Consider the following 18,962-nt stretch of genomic DNA (forward strand, 5'->3'; position numbering starts at 1 on the left):
ATTTTCAAATCCCATTTTCTTTTTTAGGGTTTATTTCAATTATTTTTAACAACTGTTTTACCCTTTTATCATATGTATGTTCGATTAGCGTTCTTTTAAGCCCTTCTATCGCAATTTTCTTTCTTTGTGCCGGATTCGCTAAATATCTTTCTGCTTTCTCTATAAAATCAACCGATGAAGTAAATGTCTCAATTTGTACCCCTGGAATATAGCACTTTTCCAGGTCTGAACGAATATCCGTCATTTGAAAAGCACCTGTACTAGCTATTTCGAATGTACGATTATTAATGGAACAAGCATTTATTTTTACTCTATTTATATTAAATGTTAAATCCTCTATCGAACGATGTATATTAATGTTAATTTTACTTTTTTTGTAATATCCCATACTATTTTTATAAACCAAAAATGGTAAAAGTAAAATTTTATCCTTCAATAACTCATAACTTTTTAGTCTATCCCAATTACACCCTATAATTAGAGTGTTTTTAGTCACTAAGTACTCGGCAATTGAATCAATAAACGCGAGCCGATTATCAAAAGCAGTCCCTATGAAACTAATATCAAATGCGTATTCCTCTTCCGTAAGTATCGGCGTATATAAAGGAGGTTCTGCCGCTAAAGGCAAGTAATATACATTATCACAGCCTAAATCTTTATAAAAATCAATACATCCTGTATCTTGTGTAAAAACATAATCATAATCAAGCACTAAGTTTTTCGTCACATCTGTAAAGTAAGGATCATCTGTAAGCCAGAGCGCAGTCTTAAATTTATATTGTTTTAATTCTTGTATCCCCTTACTTATCCCTTCTTCAAAACCATGGAATACAATAATGAGAGACGGTTGTATCTTTAAAGCTGTTTTCACCAAGTTTTCGTATGTTACCATCGTTACATTACCAATCGCTTTTTTCAAACTATTAAATATAGATTCCTCTAGCACCGGAAAATATACAGAAGCACTAGATTTAACAAATAATACGTTATAATTTTCAGAACTATTTGAAATCCCCACAGATAGCCACTCTCCAATACATCAAATTAACTATTTATATTATGTGTATTGCCTAAAAATATATAGTTGGTTACAAACTACTATTCCCCTTTAACATGTTGCTGTGTAAAAGGAGAATAATCAGCTCATTTTACATCTTAGTATAAGATATGACTTTCTTATAAAATGTATAACTTTTTGTCACTCCACACAAATACATATATATAAAGGTACTACGTTAGTACGTAGCACCTTTCTCAAAAATATCCTTCTTTTATTTCTCTTCTGGATAATCACAATACTCAATAATTGTCCCTTCAGTATCCGCTGGGTTAAGATAAATTAATCGTCTACCATGTTTATTAATTCGAAGTGTATGTTCTAACGTTCGAATACCTTGTTCTTTTAGCTCTTCTAGAGCCACATCTAAATCATCGACACGATACGCAACGTGATGGACACCTTTCCCTTTTTGCTTTATAAATCGGGCAATTGGTGAAGTGGTATTATTCGTAGGTGCAAGTAATTCAATTCTATCTCCATCCACTTCAAGAATAGCTACTTCGCTTTCAACACCGGGTGCTTCACTTACGTATCGATCTATTAAAGTTCCTGATAAAACCTTTTCATAAAAATGTATCGTACTATCTATATCACGAACTGCGATCCCTATATGGTCAATTGTTTTTTTCATTTTATTTCCCCTACTACTTTATTTTTTCTATTCTTATCAATAGTAACAAAAAAAGTTATAGAATCAAATTCTATAACTTTTTTTGTTTAACTTATTTTCTTATTCGCACCAGCTGCTGGTTGAACTTGATTTTTCATTTTTAAAACGCTAATGCCATATCCGATAAATCCACCGATAATCGCTGGGAAGATCCATCCTAATCCTACATCCTGCATCGGAAGGAATTTAGTGAATACTTGGCTTACCACTTCAATGTTAACTCCAGCTGCACTTAATCCATCAAATAAGCTAATGATAAATGTTACGATTAAACTCACTTGATAAACTTCAGCTCTTCCTTTGAATAATGAGTGGAAGAATGTTAAGAAAATCAGCACGATTGCTAGTGGATAAATTGCTGTTAATACTGGAACAGAAACTGCGATTAGTTGTGTTAATCCAACATTTGCAACAATAGCACTAAACACACATAACGTAATTGCAATTGCTTTGTAAGGAACATTTGGGAATAACTTATGGAAGAATGAAGAACACGCTGATACAAGTCCCACACTAGTTGTTAAACAAGCAACTGTTATCATTAATCCTAATAATACCCCGCCATATGATCCGAAATAGTAGTTAGAAACTTTCGCTAATACTTCTCCGCCGTTTTCTAAATGTCCAAGCTTCGCAACGCTTGAAGCTCCCATATAAGAAAGTGCTGTATAAATAATTGCTAAAATAGATGCTGCGATCAGTGTTGCTTTTGCACAAACAACCATAATTTGTGTTTTCGTTTTCGCACCTTTTTCTTTAATTGCATTAATAATGATGATCCCAAATACGAACGATGCAAGCGTGTCCATTGTTAAGTATCCTTCTTGGAATCCTTTGAAAAATGCATGTGATGTATACCCTTCAACTGGTGCTTGCATTTCTCCAATCGGATGAATAAAAGCAACGATTACTAAAATACCGATGAATGTTAATTTAATTGGCGTTAAGATTTTTCCAACAATATCGACAATTTTCGCAGGATTTAGCGAAAAAAAACAAGTAATGCTAAAGAATATAATTGTAAAAAGAATTAACGGTGTAGAACCTACTCCCTCTGGCATAAACGGCTTAAGACCAATTTCATAAGAAACATTTCCCGTTCTTGGTATTGCAAATAACGGACCGATTGCTAAGTATAAAACTGTTGTAAACACAATCCCAAACACTGGGTGAGCACGACTTGCTAATGACTGTAAATCATCTTTACCTGAAAAACCAAATGCTAATACACCTAGTAATGGTAAACCTACTCCTGTTACTAAAAATCCAGCATTAGCAATCCAGACATTCTCACCAGCTGATTGACCAAGCATTGCTGGGAATATTAAATTCCCTGCTCCAAAAAATAGTGCAAATAACATTAATCCGATAACTACTATGAACGAAAACGGTACTTTATTCGTCATAATATAACCCCCATTCAAATTTCCTTATCTCATTTCCAATTTTAACTAATTGAATTTTCTGAATATTTAATTTAAGTATCAACTATTCTTGAACTCATTATAGTTTGATATATAATATTTTGCAATACTATTTTCAAACTTTTCATTTATTTTATAAATATACATTTTTTTACACAAAAAATAGACTAAAAAACCAACATGGTCATCCATGTTGGTTTTACATTTACTATCATTAATTAAAATTTCGCCGCTACTTTCTTAACGTTCTCTAAACCTTCTTCAACAATTTGTTGTGAGCGATTTGGATATTGATTGTGCCCTTCAATTACAACTGTCTCTGGATTTGTAATGCCCCAGAACCCAAGTACGTTTGTCACATAATTAACAGCCATTTCCATAGGAGCCATTTGTTCTGAAGAGTAATCTGAACCGCGAGCACCTAATACAACTACTTTCTTATCACCAGCTAAACCTTCTGGGCCGTTTGCTGTATATTTAAATGTTTTTCCAGCTTGAGAAAGATATGAAATGTAAGTAATTAATGGTGCTGGTACTGTAAAGTTCCATAATGGGAATGCAAATACTACTTTATCAGCCTCTAAAAATTGATTTAAATATTTATCTACTGTAGCAACTGCCTTCTCTTCTTCAGCTGTTATCTCCATTCCTTGACTACGTTTATATCCACCTGAAATAGCGATATTTCCGTAATACGGAAGATCTAATGCAAATAAATCTAACTCCGTAATTTCTGTATTCGGATTTGCTTCCTTATAAGCACTTACAAATGTTTCATACATTTTTGAACTAATTGCTTGCTCCGCTGGACGATCGTTTGCTTTTACAAATAATACTTTTGACATTGTTTTATTCCCCTCTACTTTTGTATTTTCTTCTTTTTTACCAAACAATGAGCTAAATAATCCCATTTTCTTCACCTAAACTTTCTTATCATATTCATTATTCATCATCATAAAAATTCTTATTCTAATAAAAAGTTCCAATTGATACCTTAACCTAAGTAAATCAAAACTTTTTGTTATTTAATTACCTTATGTAAGTGATTGTAATACACCTACTTACTTTAGTCAAGTAACTTTAAATAAAAAATAATATCTTGAATTAAAAATAATAACCACAATACAATTAAAACACCCATTATAACTTTATTATTTGTATAATGGATGTAGAGAGGGCAATTCATATTTAGAAAGGATTTACTCATGAGCACTATAGAAAAGATTCAAACTTTTATTATTCTTTTTGCTGTTACATGCGGCATCGTACTCGGACAATTTAATTTGATACATATGTATTCAGAGAAATTTATTGTCCCCTTCTTATTTTTCATGCTGTATGGATTATTTCTCAGCATCCCATTGAAAGAAATAAAAAATGGATTCCGTAATTTAAAATTCGCTGGAACGAGCCTTACCATTAATTTTTTATGGACACCTTTTCTTGCTTGGGGATTAGGCGCGTTATTTCTTTCAGATCACCCAGCTCTTTGGGTTGGCTTTATTATGTTAATGGTTACTCCGTGTACAGATTGGTATTTAATTTTCACAGAGATTGCAAAAGGTAACGTCGCATTATCTACATCAATTTTACCGGTAAATTTACTTTTACAAGTATTATTGCTGCCAATTTATTTATTTTTATTTGCTGGTGTAATGAAGACTGTAGCGGTTTCTATTTTAGTAGAAAGTATTGTTATCGTAATCGTCTTACCATTTTTACTTGCGCACGCTACAAAATTCATTATGCATAAAATGAAAAAAATTGAAACACTTGAGAATAAACTCATTCCGTTTTTCAGCTCTGCTCAAATTGTATTTTTAAGTTTAGCAATAGTAGCGATGTTTGCCTCACAAGGTAAGTACTTATTACAAAATATGAATGTTGTTTTATTGTTACTTATACCAGTATTACTGTTCTTCATGATTAACTTTATACTAGGACAGTTTGTAGGACGTATGATGCATTTATCCTATGAAGACACCGTAAGCCTCAGCTTAACAACATTAGCGAGAAACTCACCTGTTGCACTTGCTATTGCTGTGACAGCTTTTCCAGACGAACCTCTTATTGCACTTGCTTTGGTCATTGGGCCGTTAATCGAATTGCCTGTGCTTGCTTGTGTTTCACAAATGTTGTTACTTATTAAGAAAAAACAGCAGTACACATAATAAAAAACGTCCCACTGCGGGACGTTTTTTATTATCAAGAAATTATAGAATTAACAATAATTATCGCCTCTTACTCATTAATAAAAATGATACAATAGAAGATTAACTTTTTGTTACATTAGCAGAGCCTTTCTAATTAAAAATTATAGGGAAAGTAAATATAACGAAAGCTGCCCAAAGTCCGTAGACTGGCAAATACTTCGTAACGGCATCTTGGATAGTTGTCGGTCCAGATTTATTTTGTAGAAAACGCATATAGGAAAACATAATCCAAATTAGGTTTGCCCAGATCAGTATGTTTACCCCTAAGACAGCAAGTCTATTAGGTGTAATCCCGTAAGAAGAAAGTCTGAATACGATAGCTGATAAAGCTACAGTATCAATAATAAGCGCAAGAACAATTAAGGCAAAGTTTATATAATCTGAAATGCTCTTTTTCTCGTCTGAATCGCTCTCAACGATAGAAAATATAGTAACAGCCAATACACCAAGGAGTATTCCGTTGAAGGCCATTAGGAAATTGCGGTCCAAGAACGGATTTTTCCCACTCCATAGAACTGTTATAAGATAGATCAACAATGTAATCAGTACAAGCGGACTAAAAATTTTAGCTATATATGGTGTAATATTTTTAGCAAGTTTAAGGTTCATTGATACTAAGTATGTAGCCACAATAGCAAGGGCCGCAGCACCAAATAAAACAACATTACTAAAATAGAATTCTCCTATATCCAAGTCAACGAAGCTAAATAACTTCATAGTGAATACTGCTAGTATCATTCCGCTCACTGCCATGCTCGCGTAGAGAAGACAATATTCTAAATTAAATTTAATATAAGCTAACCTTGTACTGCCTTTTGAATATTCATTTCCTGTAAACGCAAGTCCCAATAAGACCCATAACAATATAGGAAGATGTAAATACGCAAGGATACTGCTGTCTTTATAATTTAATGGCAACATATTAAGATACAACCCGGCAATTAGGAACAACGCTGCAAGGAAATAGATAATACTTTTTTTCGGAGTATTATTGTAAATAAAATAAGCAGCAATAAAGGGAATTACACCAAAAGCCAAGTTAATTGGAGCAATTGCTTCCTGTTCGACAAAATGGAAAATGATCCTGGTGCTTATCCCCGCTAGAATAGCTAACATGCCCATGAATAAGAAACCTTTTTGAAACAGCGATATTTTTTCTTTATTTGCCGTCTCCTTGAAATACAACCTTTCATACCAAGCAGCTAGCACCTGAGAATCAGGATTTTCATCCCATGCTTGTGAGAATGACTTTTTAAAAGCTTTCGGGTCTTTTCTATACATTCTCTCCAGCTCATGAGGCTTATCAATATTTTCAATAATTAAATTGTTAATGTCCATAGTTATACCTCCTCTAATTTTAAAAGCAACGCTGTTACCTTTTCCATAAAAAGTACCTCACTTATTTATTCTGATTTTGATTTTATTATATATTTTATTGTTTTACAATAAATTTTTATTGTTTTATACAATATTTTTGTTGTATATTTTTATTCCAAGAAAAAATAAAAAGCATTCCTCATTCAAAGAAATGCTCTATAACTTTTTATAAACATCGGTGTAAGCTACTTTCAGCTGTTCTCTTCATTGCTTGTTTTTATTTTCTAATTTCTTATTTTTCCTTTATATAAAAAAAATGATCAAAATGATATAAACGTCCAATTTAATAACACCTTTTCAAACAATTATTTCAAATAAATTTTAGTGCTAGTATACAAAACTCTGTAATTATAAAATAAAAAAGCATGACATAAAATTTTCATGCTTTTTCTTTTCTATCTATATTTTCAAACCTAATACAGGACATTTTACTCGGGAAAGAGCTTTTTCATTTGTTGAAACCACTTATGTCCTTGTATAAAAAGTTCTTTACTAATAAGTAATGTAATTACTGCGTTTTTCAAATTAGTAAAGAACTTTTTACCTTTTATTTATATAGCTACAGTCAGTTTTGAAACTTCCTTAAGTAAAGAACTTTTTATCCCGACTCAATTTTTCGTAAGATGTCTTTATTACTTGATTGAAGGCTATTTTTGCTTTGTTCATTTCTCCTAATCAACCATTTCCCAAAATTGAGATGCTACTTTGGAAATTCTTTGGTCTTTTAATTTTACTATTACAGGCTCTAACTGAAAATCAAATTGTTTCAATTCAAAAAGCGTTGTATGTTCTAAAAATGATGATGTGTAATCCATTCTTGGAATAACGGATAATCCTAGTCCTCTACTAACAAGTGCTACAACCATCCTTATATCTTTACACTCGATAATGATATTTGGCTTGACTTGATGTTCATCAAATACTTTGAAAAGGTCTTCATTGAAGGAGAGTCCTTCCATTGCTCCTAGCATAATGAATGGAAACTGGGCAATCTGTTCAATCGTCACATGCTGTGATGAAAACGATGTTGCCCAACTTGATGGAATAATCACAGCGGTTGGTTGTTTTTTTAGTATTTTCATCTCATATTGTTCACTATTGCCCAATCGTAAAAGTAGGGCAACATCAATTTCTCTTTGTTCTAGTCTTTTTAATAATTCTTCTGAATTTCCAGTTACTATTTTTATTTTGACATTAGGGTATTGTGTTCTAAACGTACTAACATAGTCAATGAGCATATTCGAACATGTAGACGATACACCGATACTTACTGTCCCGCCTATACCTTGTTCAATTTCTTGAATTTGCTGCTTTACATCCTGAATTTGCATTAACATTTGATTGGCATATTGGTATAGTATTTCACCTGTTGCTGTAAGCTCCCATTTTTGACGATATCGATGAATTAAAGTTGTGCCAAGATCAGTTTCAAGCTTTTTTAATAATTGGCTAAGTGGGGGCTGGGCGATATGGAGCACTTCTGCTGCTTTAGAAATGCTTCCTTGTTTCACAATTTCTTTAAAGTAATATAATTGCCTGAAATCCATTGTATCTCTCCATCATATGTTTTTTGATATAATTAGTTTATCATATATATATTTTTCATATGTCGAATTTAGCGTTATATTTAATTCTATAGCTATAGTCTTTATATTGATAATATTAACTAGAAAGCGAGAGATACTATGAATCATTGGAGCAGAACCTTGAAGCGCATCATCTTATACGTGCTCGGGTTATTTTTTATGTCAATTGGCATTAGCATGTCGATTCAAGCAGGATTTGGTGTATCGCCTGTGTCATCATTAGCATATGCAAGTACGCTAACAATTGGTTTATCGGTTGGTGTGACAATGGCACTTGCAAATGTTTTATACATTATTATTCAAGTGATATTAAGTAAACGAATGGAGTTAAATGAATTTGTGAGTCAATTCATTATTTCGTTTTTATTTGGGTTTTTCATGGATGCAACGCTCTTCCTTGTACAACTTTTCCCTGCACCTGAAACTCTCCTTGCTCGAAGTATATATTTGATTGTTAGTTTATTTGTTATAGCGGTCGGTTTAATGGGCTATACAACAGCGAAACTGCCATTAATGCCGTATGATGCGTTAACTTATGCAATTAGCGAAAAATTTAATTTAAAATTCGGTAAAGCAAAAATTTTGAGCGATTTAATAAACATTTGTGTGGCTGGTGCAATCTGTATAGTTTTCATTCAATCATTAGGCTCAATCGGAATCGGCACACTAATTGCCGCCTATTTTATCGGCAAAATTTTAGGGTGGATGATACCGTATTATCAACCACCTCTCCAACAATGGGTATTTAAAACAGAAAAGGCTGTCTAAGGAATCATAATAAAGTACAGGAAAAATAGATGAATCAAATTCCTCAGCCGAAATCAAATAATGAATTTTACACCTTACCAAGTGCCAGTCCACATTAGGAATGGCACTTCTTTATTACTACCTTTTCTTTGACCTTCTATCACTTTGGTTAAATGATAAAACAAACATTGTATTAAAACTAACCTGCCGTTTAGTTAAAGAAGGATCTTTAAACAACTTTTTTATATTTTAAAAGACTTTATTGCTACTTAACACTATTTCATACCATCTTTTCAAACAATTATTTCAAATACATTTTAGTGCTAGTATACAAAACTCTGTAATTATAAAATAAAAAAGCATGACATAAAATTGTCATACTTTTTCTTTTCTATCTATATTTTCAAACCTAATACAGAACATTTTACTCGGGAAAGAGCTTTTTCATTTGTTGAAACCACTTAATTTTCAAAAACAAAATTCATCTTATTATCTTTCCACTCTAACTTCGCATCAAATGTTTTCTCGCCTTTTTTAAAGCCTTTAATTAAATCGGTCTTCTCACCTTTTAATAGCTTCGTCATGTTTTTTTGCGAAATTGTTTTACTTAATATCTTCTTCGAAACGGTAAAGTCACACTGTGTTGTATTATAGTTAGAACAACCGTAAAACTTTGACTTATCAATCACATCGCCATCACATTTTTTACAATTACCAACCTTTTTACCCGTTGTAAATTTCGATCCTTTTCGTTCAACCGATTCAACATGTAATCCGGTGAAATCCCATTTCTCCGACATTTCTACCGCATCTTCAATAATTTTAGCTGATAGCTTTTTCGTTTGTTCCATAAATGTAGCTGGTGAAGCTGTACCTTCTCCAATCTCTGCAAGGCGTTGCTCCCATTTTGCTGTCATTTCTGGTGAAGCCAGTATTTTATCACCAATTGCCGTAATTAATACTTTACCTTTGTCGGTTGCATACACTTGGTTTTTCTGCACATCTATATATTTACGGTCTTTCAGCATTGTAATAATACCTGCACGAGTTGCCTCAGTACCTAAACCTTCTGTTTTCTTTAATACTTTCTCAAGCTCTTCATTCTCTAAATACTTACCAGCCGTTTTCATTAACGTAATAAGTTGTCCTTCTGTATAACGCTTCGGTGGCTGTGTTTTTCCTTCTTTCACTTTCACCTTTACAACTTTTCCTTGTTCATCTTCAGCTACAATTGGAAGAATCGTTTCGTCATCTTTATCGTCTTGGAAAATAACTTTACGCCAACCTTCTTGAATTTGCTGTTTTCCTTTCGAAATGAACGCAGCACGTTCGTCCACAAGAGTTGTAATCGTTGTGTAATCAAAGATTGCTACTTCATAATGCGCCGCAATAAGTCTTCTTACGATCATATCGTAAATCTTCTTTTCATCACCTGATAGTTTGCTTGGATTTGTAACTTGCTCTGTCGGTATAATTGCGTAGTGATCTGTAACTTTCTTTTCATTCACATAACGCTTATTATTCATAATCGATTCAACTGGTGCTGGCAATAAACCTTTATATTCATCAAACTGACTTAACTTCTGTAAAATATCAGGGAACGTCGCTGCCTCTCCTTGTGTAACATAGTTAGAATCCGAACGAGGATAAGAGACAATCCCTTTTTGATATAGTGCTTGCGTTATATCAAGTGTCTTTTTCGGTGAAAATTTAAAGGCTTTATTCGCCGTTGCTTGCAGTGCTGATAAATTAAATAAAAACGGTGGCTGAAACTCTTTACGCTCCGTTTTCATTTCTTTTACTACAGCCGGTTTGTTTTGACAAAACGCTGCAATTTTATTTGCCAAATCAGGATCATTTAAGCGGGACTCATTATCTTTCTCCCATTTCCCCTCATACTTCTTTCCTTCTATATTAAAGGTTGCGAACACTTCCCAAAACGGCTCTGACTTAAAGTTCTCAATTTCTTTCTCACGCTTTACGATGAGTGCTAATGTTGGTGTTTGTACACGACCAGCGGAAAACACATCATTCATTCCCTTTTTCTTTAGCAAAATGCTAAAGACACGCGATGCATTCATACCAACGACCCAGTCAGCGCATGATCTTGTATATGCTTCATAATACGTATTAATCGTATCTGCTTCATCAAGTAAGTTTTTAAACCCTTGATAAATAGCTTGCTTCGTTAAAGATGAAATCCAAAGACGCTTCATTGGCTTTTGCACGTTGCAAAGATTAATAATGTTTCGTACGATCAATTCCCCTTCACGCCCAGCATCGCCCGCGTGAATAATTTCTGTTACCTGAGGATTATGTAACAGCTGTTTCACAACGTTAAATTGCTTATACTTTGACTTTGTTACCTCAAACTGAAATCGTTCAGGAATCATCGGTAACGTATTAAGTGACCATTTTTTCCACTCTGCGTGATAATGCTCTGGATTACATAACTGCGTCAAATGACCAATTGCCCATGTACAGTACGCTCCATTTGGAAATAACTCATTCGCTTCTACCTCTAAATATCCATCTTTTCGGCGATATTTAAACTGTGAAACAAGAGCCAAACCTTGATCTGGTTTCTCGGCAATAATTAATTTCATTTTATAACTCCCTATCTGTATTCCAGTGTTACTTTCATTGTATATATGTTTAGAAGCGCTGATAAAACAACCATCTTATTTATCATTCGCGGGTTACTCCCCATAATGGGATAACTATAATATTATACGCTTATTCTTTATGGCTTCACAATAGAAACTCATTATATAACAATTTCTTTCACATGCTCATAGACAAAAAAGACGCTCAAAATCGAGCGTCTTTTCCATTCACTACTATTTACTTTCATATATTCTATAGAATTTAAAATACAACAATTCCTTATGAATCATCGTCTACTAAGATAACCATCATTATTTGAGAATTATATTGAACTTACCTTTTTTAAATTGTGCAGATAATTTGCAGATATATATTAGCATAAGTATTCTCCATTTGAACATATGATGAAGTGAACGATAGGACAGGGAGGTATCTTGATGTTTGCTTATACGCTAACTACCTTAACACTTTGTTGTATCTCGATTATTATTACATCATATATTTCTAAACGTAAGGGTACCCTAATGGAGTATATGGTATTTATTATGTCTTTTAGTATGTGTATCGGTTTAAGTATCGGTTTTTATTTAGGGATTCTCTTTAAAGGAGAATTACTATATTCTACTTTGCTTGCTATTTTGATTAGTGGGTTTATCGGTCTTTTAGTCGGTCTACGTTTTCACCTTTATACTGCCTTAGAAGGTATGTTCTCTGGATTAATGGCAAGTATGATGGGAGCTATGATTACAGAGATGTTAAACGCTCAACAAGCTCATAGTATACTGTTTATTAGTCTTTTACTTACTATAACGATAACTATGTCATGTATGATTCAGCTTTTATCTGAAACCTTTTCTATTTTTATCCATCGTCGGTTTCTATTATTACTTTCCATCAGCGTAGTAATTGTTCTTACTGTCTTCGTGACATTCCCAGATCACACTCCCCCATCTTCATCCGAGCATGATCAACATATGCATAACGCTAAAGACTAAAATATATAAAGCAGTTATCCTATGGATAACTGCTTTATATTATTCTGGCTTATTAGGAATGTTAGGGTTTGGAACATAATCAGATTTATAATCTGTATATTTCACTTCTGTTACCATCCCCGCTGAAGCATGGTGTAAATCATGACAGTGGAACATCCATTCACCCGGATTGTCTGCTACAAAGGCTACTTCATATTCTTCTCCTGGTTTTAAGTTCAATGTATCTTTCACAATTGGAGAACCTTCTATCGGTTTTCCATCTTTACTCAACACCTGGAAGAAGTGACCATGTAAATGCATTGGATGATCGTCCATTTTAGAACGATTTACCAATTTTACTTTTACTAAATCACCCTTTTTTACTGGAATTGGATCAATATCCGGAAATACCTTTCCGTTAATTGTATATACCATTTCATTTCCATTCATTTGCGTATTTAAGTCCATATTATATGTGGCAGTATACTTCTGATTTAACGTGAAGCTACCTAATTTTTTAGCACCATATTTCGTCATATCTAATTTTGGTAGTTCTTCTTTTTCGTTTGCTTTGTCTTTTATCTCTTTACTACCTTCATATTCAATAACTGCTTTCATTCCTTTTGCGCCTTTATTTTCTGAATGGTCTTCAACATACCATTTACCAGGATTATTAGCAGTAAATTCAATATCATAACGTTCACCCGGTGCGATTGAAATTACTTTATCCTTTATAACTTTTGGATCGTTAATTGGTTGACCATCTGTTGCAATTACTTTTATATCATGACCGTGAACGTGTATATCATGTGATAGATAACCCGCATTAACGAGTCGCAGACGAACTTTATCTCCCTTATTCACTTTTAATGGTTCTACAAAATCACCGCTTTTACCATTGATTGTGAATAAGTCATACATACTCATATCATGACCTTCCATCTTCATATTTCCATGGTCCATTCCTGCCATATTACTAGAGTCTTTTTTATCACTGCCCATGTCCATACCGGAATGATCCATACCGTTCTTATCATCATTCTTTTTCTTATTTTCATTTTCCTTAGATTTATTACCTTTTTGCCCTTTTGTCATTTCTTTTAACTGATTATTAATCTCTTCTTTATCTGTTACCCATTCATCTAACATTACTGTGTAATCTTTATCATATTTTTCCTTTGTATCTTCTACAATGAGAGCACCATATAAGCCTCTATCTAGTTGATTTACAGAATCTTGATGTGAATGATACCAATACGTTCCTGGTACATTCGCTTCAAATTCATAGGTGAAACTTTTTCCTGATTCAACCGCATCTTGTGTCACGCCTGGAATTCCATCCATGTTATTTTGGACAGGATACCCATGCCAATGAATAGATACTGGTGCAGATAATTCATTTTTTAATGTCACTTTCACCTTTTCGCCTTTCTTCACCCGAATTTCTGGACCAGGAGATGAGCCATTAAATGTCCAGACTGGAACAATAACACCGTTACTTAATTTTTGCTTTTCTTCTTTCGCTATTAAAGTCACTTCTGGTCCTTTTTCAACTTTCAATGGTTTTGTAGCCGTTTCAGTCTGTAGTGTTTTTTTATCATTCATATTTTTATGATCGTTTGTTGTATTTGTGGTCGCGGAGCATGCAGCAATTAAAGATATGACAGAGACTGTAACTGCTGTTAATACAAATCGCTTCATGAAAAATCCCTCCTTTTTCTTTTTCAAAATCATTATAAATAACGATTTTCAAGAAAATATGGAGATGTGCAATGAGCTAAATAAAAAGACGCCCAAAATTGAGCGCCTCTACTAATAATTATTTCGTAACAACTTCATCTTTTTTTACATTTACATTGTTTTCTCTCATAAATGCTTCAATCTCTTCAACTTCTCTAATAATATCTTTTGACAAATTTTCATGTCCGTCTTTCGTTACAAGAATATCATCTTCAATACGAATTCCAATTGATTCTTCTTCAATATAAAGACCCGGTTCAATTGTTATAACCATACCTTCTTCTAACACTCTATCTTTGTATGTTCCTACATCATGAGTATCTAAACCAAGGAAATGGCTGACACCATGATAATAGTATTTTGATAACTCTTCGTCTTCTTGAATTAAACCAATTTCTTTACACTCTTCTGCTAGTACCTTTTTTGTATGCTCATTTAATGCAGCAAACTTTACTCCTGGCTTAATGAGTTCCGTTGTTTCTTTCAATGCCTTTAATACAATATTATACATTTGTTTTTGGCGACTAGAGAATGTTCCATTTGCCGGGAATGTATAACTAATATCAGCGTTATAGTAGTCTTTTTGAGCGCCTAAATCTAGCAGTACTAAATCACCATTTTGAATTTGTGCATCATTGTCTTCATAATGAAGAACTGTAGCATTTTTTCCACTTGCCAAAATTGTATTGAACGCATGATGCTTAATGCCAGATGATTTCAGTGTGAAATCAAACTGAGCTTCTAATTCATACTCCATCATGTCAGCTTTTGCATGCTTAAGTACGTTGTAAATGCCCTCTTTCGTTACAGCAATCGCTTCTTTAATGATTTCAATTTCTTCTTCTGTTTTAAACACTCGTAATTCACAAATATTCGGATATACATTACCAATTAAAACGTGTGGATACTGTTCTCTTACATGTTTAGAAAATGCTAGCGTTTTTGTCTCCGTACCATTCCACTCACGACGCTCTAAATCTAAATATAGATGCTTCACATTTTCTGTAAAAAGTATATTTGACATTGTCTTTTCAAAGCTATCTAAATATACAACTTTCTTTATACCTGAAATTTTCTCTGCTTCTTCGTTAGAAACTGTTTTACCGACCCATTTTTCCATTACTGGATCTGACTTTTCAATGAAAAGTGTTTCTTCTACACTATTTCCAAACTTCTTCAACATGAAAATAACATTTGGTTCATCGATTCCTGTTACATAGTAAAAATTTCGATTCGGCACAAATTTATAATGTGCATCCGCTGACATATGAGGTGCTTGTCCAGCAAATAAAATAGTAATAGATTCATCTGGTAATGTGTTTACTAATCGTTCTCTATTTTGAGCAAAAAATGTTGATTTCATAATAATCCCCCTAGCGTTCTATGTATGCTTGTAAAACTAATTATTCAATACAATTCATTCTATTATTGTTATAATTTTTCGTCAATTAATAGTACTCATATAGAAAATAAAACTTTCATACTAGGCGCTCTTTCACTCGCAATTATGCATATCACTCCACAATTTCTTGACATTTATTCCATATACTTAAAATCTCATATATAGGAAAGGGGCCTACAAATTTGAAACATTTTGTAGCAACGGGGTTAGCAATTACTTCTTTATTAATAATTACAGGATGTTCTAACAATATAGAAACAGAACCAGTGAAAAAAGAAATAGTTCAATCTCAGCCAAAAAATAAAGAAACTGCAACTGCAGTTCCATCAAGCTTCTATAAAGAAATTACATCTGGAAAAATCGAGCACATTCATGGAATTGGCTATGCAGGAAATATGCCTGGGATTTCTATCGCCACGCACAGTGGTATAAAAGTTTATCAAGATGGCAAATGGTTTGAAACTACTACACAGTTACACGATTATATGGGCTTTCAGGCAACAAAAAATGGATTCTTTGCTAGCGGGCATCCTGAACCAGGAGCAAACTTAAAAAACCCTTTAGGATTAATGAAAAATTCTGATGGCGGTAATACCCTTGAAAAGCTAGCGTTTTATGGAGAATCTGATTTTCATAACCTTGCTGTCGGATATAATACGGAAGCAATTTATTTATACAATGAGCGTCCAAATTCTAAATTACAACAAGGTTTTTATTTCAGTACGAACAACGGACAAGATTGGAAAAATAGTAAGTTAAACGGTCTTTCAAGTACAATCCATTCCTTTTCAGCACATCCAGATCAATCTAGTGTAGTCGCGGTAAGTGCTAAAGACGGTGTATATTTGTCTACAGATTATGGAAATACATTTGAACTATTTTCTAAACCCGTTGAATCGACCGCAGTTACATTAAGTAATGAAGACATTATCTATGCCTCTATTAATAAGCAAACTGAGCAACTGATTACGAAGAAATCAATTGCTACAAATGAAGAAACAAACTTACAGATTCCATCTTTAGATTCTAAAGATACAATCATGTATATATCACAGAATCCTCAAAATTCATCTGAAATAGTATTTGCTACAATGAAAGCAAATGTGTTCCTTTCTACAGATGAGGGGAAAACTTGGAAGCAGATTATTAAAGAGGGAACATTCCAATTTAATTAGAAAGGTGAATATAACGTATTTTCAACAATTAGCGAGTGGAGTTATCAACTCATGTCTCCTTTAATGGATGTCGCGAATGCCACGAAATCAATTCCTCTTTTATTTGCGTTTTTATTAGGCATTGTAGGTACCCTTGCTCCTTGCCAATTAACAGGAAACATTAGCGCTATTACACTTTATCCCGCATTAACGGGCAGTAAAACTCCCACCTCAAAATTCGGATAGGACAAAGAAGTTAGGTGGGATATCAACTACCCGTTAATGCCCGATTGGTTCAACTAATAATCAGTGGGGGATGAACAAAACCCCCACTGATTAAAGTTTCACTTTATGGCAATCAATCTTTACAAAAAGGACATGCATGGAAACATATATTGTTATTCATTTTAGGAAAAATAATAGCTTTTACGACACTTGGACTATTAGTATGGTTCTTAGGAAAAGAGATTCAGCAAATATTAACTTTGTATTTCCCATGGTTACGAAAAATAATTGGACCTTTATTAATTTTAATGGGGCTAATATTATCAGGTATTATAAAAGGAAGAAATTTCTTCTCTATCAAATTTATACGAAAACAAACTGAAGTCAGCTCATTTTTACTTGGATTCTTCTTTTCTTTAGCTTTCTGTCCGACTATGTTCGTTCTATTTTTCGGAACGTTAATCCCTTTATCTTTCTCCTATAATTATGGTTACTTGTTTCCGACATTCTTTTCAATAGGAACCGCTCTCCCTATCGTTATATTACTGTTCATCATCTCCTACCTTGGATTAAATGGAGCACTACTTAAAAAGAGCCGAAAAATAGGAAAAAACATTCAGCTTATAGCAGGGGTACTACTCATTTTAATTGGCCTTTATGATATATCCTTATATTGGGTATAATTGAAAAAAAGGTAAGTTCCAGTGACTTGAACTTACCTTTTTCCCCAATTATATTTAACTCTTCTGCATAATCTTTTGCTTCATCTCCCACTTTTTATACAGTAGTACTGCACCAAATAAAAATACCCCCGCAACAAATGAAGCTACTGGTAACATCTTTATCATTTCATCAGGAAATACGAGCGGAAGTAATGGGAATGCATACGCTGCTGGAATACGTACTCCAACGATTTTTAATAAAATTAGCATTAATATCATATTTAATAAAGTGACTACAATCCATGAATCAATCGCAAAGTACAATAACGTTCCAACAGTTGCCGATATAGTTAATACTACGATTTGTTTAAACGCCATTTTTTCATTGTACATCGGCTTTTGCAGTGATTCATACACAACAACTAATATTGGTGGAATAACTGCTAATTGTTCATAACCAGTTATCCAACATAAACTGATCCACATGAAATTTAGTATTAGAAATACAGTCATATATTTATACTGTATATTCACTTTTCTCTCAATACCGTTGTTCAATTTAAATATAAGAACACCTACCATTAAAATAAATGTTAAAGCGAATACTGCGATAACAAATGACCATTCCGTCGCATTTGTTACTAATGGTAATAAACCTGTCGCAATAGATGGTGCTAAATTGGATTGAATTACACGTAAAAACAGCATCATGAATACAAGCGTTAAGCTTACTTTTCCTAAATAGGCAATATCCATTTGATTCACCATAAAACCAATTACAGCTGTTATTGACGGTGCAATAAAGATTTTTTCTGGTTGTCTTAACCATCCTGGCTCACGATATGCCCATAAAGCAATTGCCATTGCTGCTATTTCCGGCAAAATGACTTCTGGATCATTTAATAATACACCTGCTAGTACCATAGCTAAAATAAATAAAATAGCAATCGTATATGAGATGATTGTTTCTTTCTTTGAAATTACTGCATTCATTATTACATAATCCTTTTTACTTATTACTTTCATAATGAAAAATAACACCTTTGTATACCCTACTAAGGTATTGTATATTAACGTCTTTTCTATTTCAAGTATTTGTAGTTTTTTTCATTTTTTATCAC

The 18,962-nt window shown here is 33.2% G+C and carries 14 protein-coding genes and 1 pseudogene; 5 read left to right on the top strand and 10 right to left on the bottom strand.

Going from position 1 to position 18,962, the window contains the following annotated elements; genetic code table 11:
* Window positions 1-4: 4 nt before the first annotated feature.
* The 4 genes from SJY24_RS20985 to SJY24_RS21000 form a co-directional block, all read right to left on the bottom strand.
* A complete protein-coding gene (locus SJY24_RS20985) occupies window positions 5-1,018 on the bottom strand; it encodes a CgeB family protein (RefSeq protein WP_377866054.1) in 1,014 nt (337 codons plus the stop codon).
* 253 nt (window positions 1,019-1,271) lie between these two features.
* Entirely contained in the window at window positions 1,272-1,691 is a 420-nt protein-coding gene (locus SJY24_RS20990; RefSeq protein WP_070805775.1) for a VOC family protein, read from the bottom strand.
* Between the two features lie 86 nt (window positions 1,692-1,777).
* On the bottom strand, window positions 1,778-3,136 hold the full coding sequence (gene brnQ / locus SJY24_RS20995) for a branched-chain amino acid transport system II carrier protein (RefSeq protein WP_377866055.1): 1,359 nt from the start codon (window positions 3,134-3,136) through the stop codon (window positions 1,778-1,780).
* A 236-nt stretch (window positions 3,137-3,372) separates the two neighbouring features.
* Complete coding sequence (locus tag SJY24_RS21000) at window positions 3,373-4,065, bottom strand: FMN-dependent NADH-azoreductase (protein WP_377866056.1); 693 nt, start codon at window positions 4,063-4,065, stop codon at window positions 3,373-3,375.
* A gap of 294 nt (window positions 4,066-4,359) precedes the next feature.
* Between SJY24_RS21000 and SJY24_RS21005 the strand changes: the two genes are divergently transcribed.
* Window positions 4,360-5,325, top strand: a complete 966-nt coding sequence (locus SJY24_RS21005) for an arsenic resistance protein (RefSeq protein ID WP_377866057.1) — start codon at window positions 4,360-4,362, stop codon at window positions 5,323-5,325.
* A gap of 132 nt (window positions 5,326-5,457) precedes the next feature.
* On the opposite strand, the gene SJY24_RS21010 is transcribed toward SJY24_RS21005, so the two are convergent.
* Complete coding sequence (locus SJY24_RS21010) at window positions 5,458-6,705, bottom strand: DUF4153 domain-containing protein (RefSeq protein WP_377866058.1); 1,248 nt, start codon at window positions 6,703-6,705, stop codon at window positions 5,458-5,460.
* A 710-nt stretch (window positions 6,706-7,415) separates the two neighbouring features.
* Window positions 7,416-8,291, bottom strand: a complete 876-nt coding sequence (locus SJY24_RS21015) for a LysR family transcriptional regulator (protein WP_000347551.1) — start codon at window positions 8,289-8,291, stop codon at window positions 7,416-7,418.
* Window positions 8,292-8,429: 138 nt separating this feature from the next.
* Between SJY24_RS21015 and SJY24_RS21020 the strand changes: the two genes are divergently transcribed.
* The gene (locus SJY24_RS21020; protein WP_377866059.1) at window positions 8,430-9,098 is read left to right on the top strand and encodes a YczE/YyaS/YitT family protein; all 669 of its coding nucleotides are present in this window, start codon (window positions 8,430-8,432) and stop codon (window positions 9,096-9,098) included.
* Between the two features lie 440 nt (window positions 9,099-9,538).
* Here the strand turns inward: SJY24_RS21020 and topB are convergent, their stop codons facing one another.
* On the bottom strand, window positions 9,539-11,683 hold the full coding sequence (topB, locus tag SJY24_RS21025; RefSeq protein ID WP_377866060.1) for a DNA topoisomerase III: 2,145 nt from the start codon (window positions 11,681-11,683) through the stop codon (window positions 9,539-9,541).
* Window positions 11,684-12,121: 438 nt separating this feature from the next.
* Here topB and SJY24_RS21030 point away from each other — a divergent pair, with 438 nt between their 5' ends.
* Entirely contained in the window at window positions 12,122-12,679 is a 558-nt protein-coding gene (locus SJY24_RS21030; protein WP_377866061.1) for a hypothetical protein, read from the top strand.
* 39 nt (window positions 12,680-12,718) lie between these two features.
* On the opposite strand, the gene SJY24_RS21035 is transcribed toward SJY24_RS21030, so the two are convergent.
* Together SJY24_RS21035 and SJY24_RS21040 are read right to left on the bottom strand one after the other, a co-directional pair.
* A complete protein-coding gene (locus SJY24_RS21035) occupies window positions 12,719-14,359 on the bottom strand; it encodes a multicopper oxidase family protein (RefSeq protein WP_377866062.1) in 1,641 nt (546 codons plus the stop codon).
* Window positions 14,360-14,477: 118 nt separating this feature from the next.
* Window positions 14,478-15,761 carry an aminopeptidase P family protein gene (locus tag SJY24_RS21040; protein ID WP_377866063.1) on the bottom strand — a complete coding sequence of 428 codons (1,284 nt, stop codon included), beginning with the start codon at window positions 15,759-15,761 and terminating at the stop codon, window positions 14,478-14,480.
* Between the two features lie 221 nt (window positions 15,762-15,982).
* Between SJY24_RS21040 and SJY24_RS21045 the strand changes: the two genes are divergently transcribed.
* Window positions 15,983-16,975 (top strand): F510_1955 family glycosylhydrolase, encoded by a 993-nt coding sequence (locus SJY24_RS21045; protein ID WP_377866064.1) that lies wholly within the window; start codon window positions 15,983-15,985, stop codon window positions 16,973-16,975.
* 320 nt (window positions 16,976-17,295) lie between these two features.
* Window positions 17,296-17,862 (top strand): annotated as a pseudogene (locus SJY24_RS21050) (urease accessory protein UreH domain-containing protein); the annotation flags it as partial.
* A 54-nt stretch (window positions 17,863-17,916) separates the two neighbouring features.
* On the opposite strand, the gene SJY24_RS21055 reads toward SJY24_RS21050, so the two are convergent.
* Window positions 17,917-18,834, bottom strand: coding sequence for a hypothetical protein (locus SJY24_RS21055; protein WP_377867291.1), 918 nt, complete (start codon window positions 18,832-18,834; stop codon window positions 17,917-17,919).
* Between the last annotated feature and the right edge of the window lie 128 nt (window positions 18,835-18,962).

This window comes from Bacillus sp. R86525, assembly GCF_042466195.1.
Lineage (GTDB): Bacteria > Bacillota > Bacilli > Bacillales > Bacillaceae_G > Bacillus_A > Bacillus_A nitratireducens.

What these genes read in the sequence shown, in the direction of transcription:
- SJY24_RS21010 (WP_377866058.1), bottom strand. Translation starts at nt 6,705, where the DNA reads ATGGACATTAACAATTTAATTATTGAAAATATTGATAAGCCTCATGAG.
- SJY24_RS21000 (WP_377866056.1), bottom strand. Translation starts at nt 4,065, where the DNA reads ATGGGATTATTTAGCTCATTGTTTGGTAAAAAAGAAGAAAATACAAAA.
- SJY24_RS21055 (WP_377867291.1), bottom strand. Translation starts at nt 18,834, where the DNA reads ATGAATGCAGTAATTTCAAAGAAAGAAACAATCATCTCATATACGATT.
- brnQ (WP_377866055.1), bottom strand. Translation starts at nt 3,136, where the DNA reads ATGACGAATAAAGTACCGTTTTCGTTCATAGTAGTTATCGGATTAATG.
- SJY24_RS21005 (WP_377866057.1), top strand. Translation starts at nt 4,360, where the DNA reads ATGAGCACTATAGAAAAGATTCAAACTTTTATTATTCTTTTTGCTGTT.
- SJY24_RS21020 (WP_377866059.1), top strand. Translation starts at nt 8,430, where the DNA reads ATGAATCATTGGAGCAGAACCTTGAAGCGCATCATCTTATACGTGCTC.
- SJY24_RS21035 (WP_377866062.1), bottom strand. Translation starts at nt 14,359, where the DNA reads ATGAAGCGATTTGTATTAACAGCAGTTACAGTCTCTGTCATATCTTTA.
- SJY24_RS21030 (WP_377866061.1), top strand. Translation starts at nt 12,122, where the DNA reads ATGTTTGCTTATACGCTAACTACCTTAACACTTTGTTGTATCTCGATT.
- SJY24_RS21040 (WP_377866063.1), bottom strand. Translation starts at nt 15,761, where the DNA reads ATGAAATCAACATTTTTTGCTCAAAATAGAGAACGATTAGTAAACACA.
- SJY24_RS20990 (WP_070805775.1), bottom strand. Translation starts at nt 1,691, where the DNA reads ATGAAAAAAACAATTGACCATATAGGGATCGCAGTTCGTGATATAGAT.
- topB (WP_377866060.1), bottom strand. Translation starts at nt 11,683, where the DNA reads ATGAAATTAATTATTGCCGAGAAACCAGATCAAGGTTTGGCTCTTGTT.
- SJY24_RS21015 (WP_000347551.1), bottom strand. Translation starts at nt 8,291, where the DNA reads ATGGATTTCAGGCAATTATATTACTTTAAAGAAATTGTGAAACAAGGA.